At 72.5% G+C, this 7,398-nt stretch carries 6 protein-coding genes; 2 read left to right on the plus strand and 4 right to left on the minus strand.

Annotated features, from left to right (window positions below; translation table 11 throughout):
- Positions 1-49 precede the first annotated feature (49 nt).
- The 4 genes from efeB to ACFXB5_RS23535 all read right to left on the minus strand — a co-directional run bounded on the left by efeB (position 50) and on the right by ACFXB5_RS23535 (position 4,732).
- Complete coding sequence (gene efeB / locus ACFXB5_RS23520) at positions 50-1,273, minus strand: iron uptake transporter deferrochelatase/peroxidase subunit (protein ID WP_385211109.1); 1,224 nt, start codon at positions 1,271-1,273, stop codon at positions 50-52.
- Positions 1,270-2,517 carry an EfeM/EfeO family lipoprotein gene (locus tag ACFXB5_RS23525; protein WP_385211112.1) on the minus strand — a complete coding sequence of 416 codons (1,248 nt, stop codon included), beginning with the start codon at positions 2,515-2,517 and terminating at the stop codon, positions 1,270-1,272. The genes efeB and ACFXB5_RS23525 overlap by 4 nt, the downstream gene beginning before the upstream one ends.
- A gap of 140 nt (positions 2,518-2,657) precedes the next feature.
- Positions 2,658-3,413: a decarboxylase gene (locus tag ACFXB5_RS23530; protein ID WP_385211114.1), complete on the minus strand. Its 756-nt coding sequence runs from the start codon at positions 3,411-3,413 to the stop codon at positions 2,658-2,660.
- Between the two features lie 335 nt (positions 3,414-3,748).
- On the minus strand, positions 3,749-4,732 hold the full coding sequence (locus tag ACFXB5_RS23535) for a decarboxylase (protein WP_385211116.1): 984 nt from the start codon (positions 4,730-4,732) through the stop codon (positions 3,749-3,751).
- Between the two features lie 208 nt (positions 4,733-4,940).
- Here ACFXB5_RS23535 and ACFXB5_RS23540 point away from each other — a divergent pair, with 208 nt between their 5' ends.
- Both ACFXB5_RS23540 and ACFXB5_RS23545 read left to right on the plus strand, forming a co-directional pair.
- Positions 4,941-5,888 (plus strand): D-2-hydroxyacid dehydrogenase, encoded by a 948-nt coding sequence (locus ACFXB5_RS23540; RefSeq protein WP_385211117.1) that lies wholly within the window; start codon positions 4,941-4,943, stop codon positions 5,886-5,888.
- Between the two features lie 25 nt (positions 5,889-5,913).
- Positions 5,914-7,329 (plus strand): amidase, encoded by a 1,416-nt coding sequence (locus ACFXB5_RS23545; RefSeq protein ID WP_385211119.1) that lies wholly within the window; start codon positions 5,914-5,916, stop codon positions 7,327-7,329.
- The last annotated feature ends 69 nt before the right edge of the window (positions 7,330-7,398 follow it).

Here is a 7,398-nt window from a genome sequence, read left to right on the forward strand (position 1 = left end):
GAATCCAAGGAACTCTTGAGGCGTTCTTGACCGGAAGGTGGGGCGACGATCAGGACAGAAGGGTCCGTCCCAGCCAGTCGGAGCGGTCCCTCACACCGGGGAGGGCGAAGAAATAGCCGCCGCCGAACGGGGTGATGTAGTCCACCAGCGGCTCCCCCGCCAGTCGCTTCTGCACGGTCTCGAACTGGCGCTCGAGGTCCTGCTGATAGCAGCAGAACAGCAGCCCCATGTCCAAGTTGCCATTGCCGTCCATGCCCCGGTCGTAGTTGTAGGCACGGCGGAGGATGCGCTGGTCCTCGGTCCGGGCGGTGCGCGGATTGGCCTTCCGTATATGGCTGTCCAGCGGAATGACGTCGCCCTTGGGGTCCTGTGCGAAGCGCGGGGTGTCGAACTCGTGCTGACCGTCCAGCGGGGCGCCGGAGTCCCGGCTGCGGCCGAACATGCGCTCCTGCTCGCTGATCGACACCCGGTCCCAGAACTCCACCAGCATCCGGATCAGCCGGATCACCTGATAGCTGCCGCCGGTCGCCCAGGCGGGCTCCCCGGAGTGGGCGCCCACCCACACCAGACGGTCCATCGCCCGGGCGTCCCCGGTGTCCGGATTGGCGGTGCCGTCCTTGAACCCCATGTGGTTGCGCGGGGTGCCGGACGGGCGCGGCGGGCTGACGAAGCCGTCGATACGCCAGCGGATCTGCAGCGCGCCCCGGGTGTGCCGGGCGATGTCGCGCAGCGCGTGCAGCACCGTGTCCGTGCTGTCGGCGCACAGTTGGAGGCTCAGATCGCCATGGCACCAGTCGGGGTCGAGATCGTCATCGGGGAAGGAACGCATCGCGTGCAGCCGCCGGGGCTTGTGGTCCCGCAGTCCGTAGCGCTCGTCGAAGAGCGAGGCGCCCACGCCGACGGTCGCGGTCAGCCGGTCGGCGGCCACCTCGGGGCCCAGGGTGCCGGAGTCGGCGGGCGGCGCGGTGATCCCGACCGGGTCGGGGGCGCCTCCGGCGGTGAGGAAGCGGCACCGCTCGGTGAGCGTACGGAAGGTGTCGGCCAGCTCCTCGCGGCCCTCGGCCATGGTGTCGAAGGCGATGAGCGCGGTGGCCCGCTGAGGCGGGGTGAGGATCCCGGCCTGATGGTTGCCGTGGAAGGGGACGCGGGTGGGCTTCTTCTCCGGCCCCTCCTCCTTCGCGACCGCCGTGCCCGCGGCGGCCGCGCCCGCCACCGCGCCGACCGTGCTCGCGGCAGCGCCCAGCAGAAAGCCCCTGCGCAGCACCTCGCTCACCGGGTCCTCCGCACATCCATCAACGCCGCCACCTGGGCCAGCCGCTCCACCAGCGCGCCCGTGTCCGCGTTGAGCCGCTGGCGCCCGGTGCGGCTCAGCCGGTCCAGCGGGGTCCAGCGGTCGCCGTGGTGCGAGCGCTCCAGGGTCCGCTGGGCGCGGTCCAGGTCGCTCTCCAGCTCGGGCAGCCAGGGGGCACGGGGCTTCAGCAACGGCTTCAGTCGGCGCAGCACGGCCCGGGTGCCGTCCAGGTTGGCCCGCGCGGTGGCCAGATTGGTGCCGCTGCCGTAGTCGGTGCGGCCGGTCAGCTCGAACTGCACGGTGTTCTCCATGATCTCGTGCGCCCGCAGGCCCAGGTCGGCCGGGTCCATCCGCTCCTGCGGCCAATCGTCCCGCAGGTCTCGGACGTCCTTGACGAGCCGGTCGGCGACCGGGCGCAGTGAGCTCGCGGACTCGCCGTGCCACAGGCCGTACTCGAGGCGGTGGAAGCCGGTGAAGTCCGGGTCATGGACCCCGTCGGACAGCCCCGCCGTGGTGCCGTTGATCGCCCCGTCGGCGTCGCCGAAGGTGCCATAGGCGGCGCCCATCCGCTCGTACACCAGATGGGCGGGCAGCCAGGCCGCACGGGCCGTGGCCAGGTCACCGCAGTGGATGGCCGAGCGCAGCGCGTCCGTGCGCCGCACCAGCTCGTCCATCCGGCCCGCCACCCACTTCTGGTAGGCGATGGTGGGCGGGATCAGATCCTGCTGGCTGACCGGGACCGCGGCCGGTCCACCGCCCCGCGCCGGTCCGGACACGGTGACGGTGGGCCCGGTGACCGCGTCCGCGTCCTCGGGCAGGCAGACGAAGGCGTAGGAACCCCCGCCGAGCGTGACGCTCAACGGTCTGCTGGTGCCGGGGCCCAGGCCCTCCACCTCTCCGTAGACGGCGCCGTTCGCCGGATTGGTGAGATAGACCTCGGCCGGTCTGCTGGAGGTGTTCCGCAGATCGAAGACCTGCTTGCCACGGGTGGCACCGGTCCAGCCACGGCCGCAACCGCCCTCGGACACCTCGACGGAGGTGTGCCGCAGCCCGTCCGATGCCTTCGTGACCGCGCTTCCGCTCGCGGAGGGGTGCGCACGAGAGCCGTCCGAGGAGCCTCCGCCGACCGCCAGCGCGCCGATTCCGGCGGCCGTGGCCACCGTCACCGCACCGGCGACCAGCAGATGACGTGCCGGCGGGACCGGGGAGAGATGTTGGCGACGCACGGCTGCATGCTAGGCGCAGTCCGATAAGCGGAATGCCCTGATGGCGAAAGAGCACCATGGAATTTCGCCGGGGTTCAGCTTCCCGTCACCGGCTCCCCGGCCCTTCGGCGCGCCCGCCCGCGGCCGCGCCGCCCGCCGCGCTATCCGCCGCTCCGGGCGAAGAGCGTGCCCAGCCGGTCATGGACCGGATCACGGCCCAGCAGCCGCAGCCCCTCCCAGACCGTGACCTGGTTGGCCGTGAGCACCGGCTTGCCCAGCTCCGCCTCCAGATCCGGAATCCAGGCGGCGGTGTGCAGGGCGGTGTCCGGCAGGAGCACCGCCTGGGCCTCGGGGTGGTCCCCGGCGCGGCCCAGCTCCAGCACCTCCGCCCGGCCCCAGGTGCCGACCTCCGCGGCCGTGATGATCCCGCTGCCGCGCATCGAGACCACCTCGGCGCCGGCCGCCTTCAAAAATGCCCGGAAGTAGTCGGCGACATCCTCCGGATAGGTGGCGGCGATGGCCACCCGGTCGACGCCGAGCGCCTGCACCGCGTGGGCGAAGGCGAAGGAGGTGCTGGAGGCGGGCATCCCGGCCGTCTCGCTCAGCTCGCGCACCTGCTCCTTGGCGCCCTCCCAGCCGAAGACGAAGCTGGCGCTGGTGCACGCCCAGACCACGGCCCGGGCGCCGCGCTCGGCGAGCTCGGCGACCCCGGCCGCGAGGCGGGCCGCCGACCCCATTTCCAGCAGGGCGTCCACCCGATGGGCGTCCTCACCGATGTCGGTGTGGACGAGCGGAAGCCGGATGTCGCCGCTGTCGCCGCCGAGCATGCCCTCCAGGCGCGGGTATTCGTCCTCTGCGGAGTATCCGGGGTAGAGAAAGCCCACCGTGTCCGGGGCCGGGTGCGTCGAGTCCACCATGACTGCCTCCTTGACTGGCGGCCCCCGCGAGCGCCGCCGCTGCACTGCTGTCACTTCTCCTACACCGCGGACGCCCGGCGGGTTCCCACCCGCCGGACAGCCTCCCTCGCGTAGGTGACGGGCCTGCCCGTCCCACCCGGGCAGACTTCCCGGCCACGCCGGGGCGCCCACCCGAACGCCACACCGGGGTGCCCACCCCGAACCCCCCGGAACGGGGTGCCCACCTCGAACACCCCGAACGCCGGGGCGGGCCCGGCCACGCCAGGGCGCCCGCCCCCTCGCGCACCGGGGCGGGCCGCCCTTCAGTTCACGTCACATCACGCCGGGCCGCTGTCTCACCCCGCGGCCGGGCCTCCGGAATCGTCCAGGTAGGGGCCCTCGCCGAGGCCGGTGCCGAAGCCCGGGTCGAGCCCGTCGGCCGGGTCGCCGTCCGGCCCCGGCGAGGCCGCCCCGGCCAGTGCCGCCTCCGGCTCGTCCACCACGGACTCGACCGCCTCCACGGCCCCGAGCATTGACTCGACGACCGGGTCCGTCACCGGGAACGGGCCGCTCGGCGACACCGACATCCCCGCCGGACCGGACCGGGCCACCGGGTCCAGCAGCGCCTGGTACGGCCCCACGGCCTGGGCGCCGATCGCCCGCAGCGCCGCCCACATGGTGACCTGGTTCGCGGACAGCACGGGCATCCGCAGCTCCGCCTCCAGCTGCGGGATCACGTCGTAGGTCGGCAGATTGGTGCAGCTGATGAAGAGCGCGTCGGTGGCCCCGACCACCGCTTGCCTGGCCATGTCGACCACATCGCGGTACGGCACCTTCCAGATGTGCCGGGTCAGTCCGAGGTACGCCCGCCCGGTGACGGTCATCCCGCCCTCGGCCAGATACTCCTCCAGCGAGTCGGTCACCGACCGGGTGTACGGCGTCACCACCGCGATCCGCCGGGCGCCGATCTCCCGCAGCGCCTCCAGCAGCGCGCCCGAGGTGGTCAGCGACGGGATCTCACCCGCCTGGGACATGGCCGCGCACATCGCGCGCTCCCCGGCCACACCGCCGACGAAGCTGCCCGAGGTGCACGCGTACGCCACCACTTCCGGTGCGACGGCGGCCAGCGCCTGCACCGCGTCGTGCAAGGTCTCGTGCTCACTTACGAGCCGCGCCAGGTCGAGGCTCACCTCGACGGGTACGAACGGGGTACGGGTGAGGTGGAGGGATACCTCGTCCGGCACCCAGCGCCACAGCTCACGGTCGAGTGCGAAGTCGAACGGTGCCACCACACCCACGCCGCGCTGCGACTGTGGGCCACCCAGAAAAGAGACGTCCAAAGCGAGCCCCAATACGGAAACGGAGGGACTGGACCATTGGCCAGAGATTTGGATGGAGAGAGCCGGCCTGATGCCGGGGGCGCCGGGACAGAAGCCGTTGTTGACGACGGTAGTTTCCGCTGCCTAGCGTGGTCAATCCTCAAACTGAGCCGCCTGCCCCCTCCCTTTCCAGGCAAACCCATCCACGTTTCGAAACGGTTTCCCGCCTATGTCCGAAAGCACAGTTGTCGTCTTCGGCGACCGGCCGCCTGTCCACCTGGACCGGGTGGCCGGCCGGGCCAAGGTGCTCGTCTGTGACGAGAATTCGCTGCCCCAGGCGCTCCCCACCGCGGATGTGCTCCTGGTCTGGGACTTCACCTCCGACGCGGTCCGCGACGCCTGGCCCGGCGAGGGCCCCCGGCCGGCGTGGGTCCATACCGCGAGCGCGGGGGTGGACCGGCTGCTCTGTCCCGAACTCGTCGCGTCCGACACCGTATTGACCAATGCTCGAGGGGTCTTCGAGCAGCCGATCGCGGAGTATGTGGCCGGTCTGGTGATCGCCATGGCCAAGGACTTCCACGGAACCTGGGAGCTGCAGCGGCAGCGACGCTGGCAGCACCGCGAGACCATGCGGCTGGCCGGAACGCGCGCCGTGGTCGTGGGCGCGGGTCCCATCGGCCGGGCGATCGGCTCCACCCTGGCCACGCTCGGCGTCGTGGTCGACCTGGTGGGCCGCACCGCCCGGCAGGGCGTGCGCGGCGGCGACGAGCTGCCCGAGCTGCTTCCGTCGGCCGACTGGGTGGTGAGCGCGGCGCCGCTCACCGACACCAACCGCGGCATGTTCGACCGCACCGTCTTCGACCGGATGAAGTCCTCCGCCCGGTTCATCAACGTCGGCCGCGGCCCCCTGGTCGTCGAGAAGGACCTTACGGCGGCCCTGGTCGCCCGGCGGATCGCCGGCGCGGCCCTGGACGTCTTCGAACACGAGCCGCTGGCCTCGGACGATCCCCTGTGGGACGTGCCCGGTCTGTTCGTCTCGCCCCATATGAGCGGTGACACGGTCGGGTGGCGCGACCATCTGGCCGACCAGTTCCAGGACAACTACGAGCGCTGGTGCGCGGGCGAACCGCTGCTCAACATCGTCGACAAACGCCTCGGGTACGTACCGGTGGACTGATCGCAGGACCTGAACGGAGAGCCGGATGACCGACATTCACGACCTGACAGCCGTTCAACTCGTCGAGCGCTATGCCTCCGGCGAGCTCTCCCCCGTCGAGGCGACCCGTGCCGTCCTCCACCGGATCGAGCAGATTCAGCCGGAGGTGAACGCCTTCACCCGGGTGGACGCCGAGGGCGCGCTGCGGCAGGCGGAGGAGTCCGCCGAGCGGTGGCGGCGCGGGGCCCCGGTGGGCCTGGTGGACGGCGTCCCAGTGTCGGTGAAGGACATCCTGTTGCAGCGCGGCGCCCCCACCCTGCGCGGTTCGCGGACCGTACGGCCCGGGGGCAGCGCGTGGGACGAGGACGCGCCCTCGGTGGCGCGGCTGCGCGAGCACGGCGCGGTGTTCGTGGGGAAGACCACGACCCCGGAGTTCGGCTGGAAGGGCGTCACCGACAGCCCGGTCCACGGGGTCACCGGCAATCCGTACGACCCCCAGCGCACCGCGGGCGGCTCCAGTGGCGGCAGCGCGGCCGCGGTGGCGCTGGGCGCGGGTCCGCTGAGCCTGGGGACGGACGGCGGGGGCTCGGTCCGCATCCCGGCGGCCTTCTGCGGCATCTTCGCGCTGAAACCCACCTATGGGAGGGTTCCGCTCTATCCGGCGAGCGCGTTCGGCACCCTGGCCCATGTGGGGCCGATGACCCGGGACGCGGCCGACGCGGCGCTGCTGATGGATGTGATCTCCGGTCCGGACTGGCGCGACTGGTCCCAGCTGGGGCCCGCCGAGGGCGGCTTCCGGGAGGCGCTCACCGCCGGCGGGGGCGGGGTGGACGGCCTGCGGGTCGCCTACAGCCCCGCGCTCGGCGGCGCGGCCGTGGTCGATCCGGAGGTGGCCGCGTCGGTGCGGCGGGCGGTGGACCTGCTGGCGGAGCTGGGCGCGGTGGTCGAGGAGATCGACCCCGGGTTCGAGGACCCGGTGGAGGCGTTCCACACGCTGTGGTTCAGCGGCGCGGCCCGGGTGGTGCAGCCGCTGGGGCAGGAGGACTGGGAGCTGCTGGACCCGGGGCTGCGCGAGATCTGCGCCCAGGGGGCGTCGTACAGCGCGCTGGACTATCTGGCGGCCGTGGATGTGCGGATGGCCCTCGGCCATGCCATGGGACGGTTCCACTCCGCGTACGACCTGCTGGTCACCCCCGCGCTGCCGATCACCGCGTTCGAGGCGGGGGTGGAGGTGCCCAAGGGGTCGGAGCACACCCGGTGGACCGGCTGGACGCCGTTCACCTACCCGTTCAACCTGACCCAGCAGCCCGCGGCGTCGGTGCCGTGCGGCCTCAGCGGCGCGGGCCTGCCGATCGGGGTGCAGCTGGTGGGCGCGCGCCACGCGGACGCGCTTGTGCTGCGCGCGGCGCACGCGCTGTTCGAGGCGGGGCTGGCGGACGGGGTGCGCCCGCCGGCGGCGTAAGGCCCGTTGCGGGTGCTGACGACGTAAGGCCCGTTGCCGGTACTGGGGCCGGGGGGGGGGGGGGGGGGG

Origin of the sequence: Streptomyces sp. NPDC059455 (assembly GCF_042750115.1) — a bacterium.
Lineage (GTDB): Bacteria > Actinomycetota > Actinomycetes > Streptomycetales > Streptomycetaceae > Streptomyces > Streptomyces endocoffeicus.